General features: G+C 63.3%; 1 protein-coding gene. It reads left to right on the forward strand.

Annotated features, from left to right (window positions below):
* Positions 1-3,115 (forward strand): autotransporter-associated beta strand repeat-containing protein (locus ENZ75_RS26470; protein ID WP_206617107.1); only part of this gene is annotated, 3,115 nt, incomplete at both ends.

Raw genomic sequence — 3,115 nt, forward strand, 5'->3', positions numbered from 1 at the left:
GTAATGAAGAGGTGAACCCGGCAATTTCCGTGACGGCTGATGTTCATGGCGGCGATGGCGGCGATGGCAATGGCAATGGCCCGTTTGCCGGCGGCGGCGGCGGCGGGGGCGGGGGCGCCGGCATGGTGCTTCTGAACAACGGCGCCATCACTGTTGAAAGCTCGGCCACCGTTGCTGGCGGAAACGGTGGCAATCCTGGCGCCAATTTCGGCGGTGGTGGTGGTGCGGGCATTGTTTTGAACGCCGGCGGCGACTTGACCAACCATGGCGATGTCCTCGGTGGCACGGGCGGGGCTTTAGCCACCGGCGGAACAGCCATTGTGATGGGAGATTCTGGCAGCATCGTCAACGACGGTCGCATTACCGGTGGCCGCGCCGGGGTTTCTGCATCCGCCGGTGCAGCGATCGACCTCAGAAATGGTGGGACGGTTTTTAACAGCGGAGTGATCATTGGCGGCGAGGGCAACGGTGGCCATGCCGGCGGCTCTAACGGCCCTGCTGGCGGAACCGGCAGTGGCGGCGCCCCCGGCTATATTCCCCTGACGCCCAGCAATGGAAACGGTGGTACCGGCATCGTTGGGGCCAATTTGGCGGTGCTTAACGTTGGGGAGATTACTGGGGGAGATTCTTTCTTTGGCCGGGCTAACGCCATCACCTTCACCGGCGGCGTCAACACGCTTTCCCTGCGAAACGGCTCGATTATCACCGGCAATGTCGTGGTGGAGAGTGGCGCGACCGGCTCATTGATGCTCGGGGACTATGACACGCTGCCTTCCACACCGGCCTTCAATGTCTCGAAGCTCGTGAATACGGCCACGGTAGGCGCGAGTGACGAGTTCGTCGGCTTCACGAGCTTTAACAAGGCCGGGACGAATACCGTTACCCTGACCGGCACGGGTGCGCAGGACTGGACCATCGATCAAGGCACCTTGGTCGGCGACACCAACAGCTTCGGCGGCAATCTCACCTTCTCAGGCGTGAACACCGGCGCCGTCGTCTTCGACCAGGCGAGCGACGGTACCTATGCCGGGACCATTACCGGCCCCGGCCATTTCGGCAAGGCCGGCGCCGGTACGCTGACGCTGTCAGGCGACGCTTCCGACCTCGCGGGCAACCTGGGCGTCATGGGGGGCACGCTCGACATCGACACTCAGCTCACCTCTTTTACCGGGATCATTGCTACTGACGGAACTGATCCGGACGAGGGGGCAACCGCAAGAGTTTCAGGGTCGGCCACCTGGACTGCCGACGTCCTTAGGGTCGGGGATTCCAATGGGGATTCCAAAGGGAAAGGGAGCTTGATCGTCGAGAATGGCGGTCAGGTTTTCAACGATTCGGGAGTTGTGGCGTATGGCGCGGGCAGCACTGGCTCCGCGGTGATTTCCGGAAATGATTCGGGTTGGACACTCGTTGATGCCATCGCAGTTGGTCTCTTTGGCAATGGATCGCTCAGCATTGAAAATGGCGGGCAGGTTTCCAGCGGCAACAACGCCATTGTTGGTTGGGATGCTCAAGCCACCGGAATTGTGAATATTACGGGCCCCGGGTCGGTTTGGACAGGCGACTCCATCATTGCCGTTGGCGTCTTGGGCAAGGGCACGCTGACTCTGTCGGAGGGCGGACAGGTTTCGCTTGCCGGGGGTCCTGCTATCGTTGGGTTGGCGGCCCAGCCAGGATCATTCGGAACGCTCAACATCGGTGCGGCAAGTGGGGAAGTGGCGAAGGCCGCCGGCACGGTTGATGCGGCATCGATAGCTTTTGGCGCTGGCACAGGCACGGTTGTGTTCAATCATCTGGGAAATCCCGATGGGTCCGATCTGATTTTCACCCCTTCCCTGACCGGCTTGGGGACCATCCTCCATGAAAGCGGCACGACCGTTTTGGCCGCGGACAGTTCCAGCTTCACCGGTGCCACCACTGTTGCAGGCGGCACGCTTCTTGTCGGGAACCATGCCAGTGCCGGCTTCCTCGGTGGCACGATCAATGTCGAGGACGGCGCCACGCTCGGTGGCTCGGGCACGGTGGGCACGACGACGGTTGCCGATGGCGGGCATATCGCGCCAGGCAATTCGGTGGGTACGCTGACGGTTGCCGGAAATCTGGGCCTCTCTTCAGGGTCGATTCTCGATTACGAATTCGGCAATCCAGGCGGTTCAACCGGCTCTCCGGGGATAAGCGACCGCATCGGGGTGAGTGGCAATCTGACGCTCGACGGTACGCTCAATCTTGCGCAGAGCGGCGACGTGGCCGATGGCACGGCGGGCCTCGGCTATTACCGGCTGATGACCTATGGCGGCAGCCTTACCGACAACGGCCTGGAGATCGGCACGAAGCCGCCGCTTTCCGATCCGGCCGCCTATGAGATCCAGGCGGGCGGCGGCAATGTCGACCTCTTCATCGGAGCGGCCGGCGACGACACGCTGCAGCACTGGCAAGGCGGCGACGGGACCTGGAACACCACGAACGAAAAATGGCTGAACCAGGGCGGCGATACTCTCGTCTCCTGGGCAGGAAACCATGCGGTGTTCAAGAACGAACCGGGCGGCTTCGACGGCGGCACGATCGCCGTCGAAGGAGCGCAAAGCTTCAAGGGCCTGCAATTCGTCGACAGCGGCTACCGCCTGGAAGGTTCCGGCACGCTCGCGATAGATGGTTCCGACAGCGCCGATGGCAATGCCGAGATCCGCGTGCTGGCCGGCACGGCAGCCACCATCGCGACGACGATTACCGGCGCGGGCGGGGTCAGCAAGACGCAAGGCGGCACGCTCGTCCTGGAAGGCAGCAACAGCTATCAGGGCGGCACGCGGCTTCTAGGCGGGATTATTTCCGTTTCTTCCGATGCCAATCTCGGCGCTGCAAGCGGTGCCCTGACATTCAACGGCGGCACGCTGCGGAACACGGCGGCGTTCGCGACGGCGCGCAACGTCACCCTGGATGCCGGCGGTGGGACGTTCCAGACCGATGCCGACCTGACGGCGAACGGCGTCATCTCCGGGACCGGCGCGCTCACCAAGACCGGGGCCGGCGGGCTGGTGCTTTCGAGCGCCAACAGCTACGCCGGTGGGACGACGGTTTCGGCAGGATTCATCACCGCGGCGACGACAGGCGCGCTGGG

This window comes from Mesorhizobium sp. M7A.F.Ca.CA.002.04.1.1 (assembly GCF_004022805.1).
Taxonomy (GTDB): Bacteria; Pseudomonadota; Alphaproteobacteria; order Rhizobiales; family Rhizobiaceae; genus Mesorhizobium; species Mesorhizobium ciceri.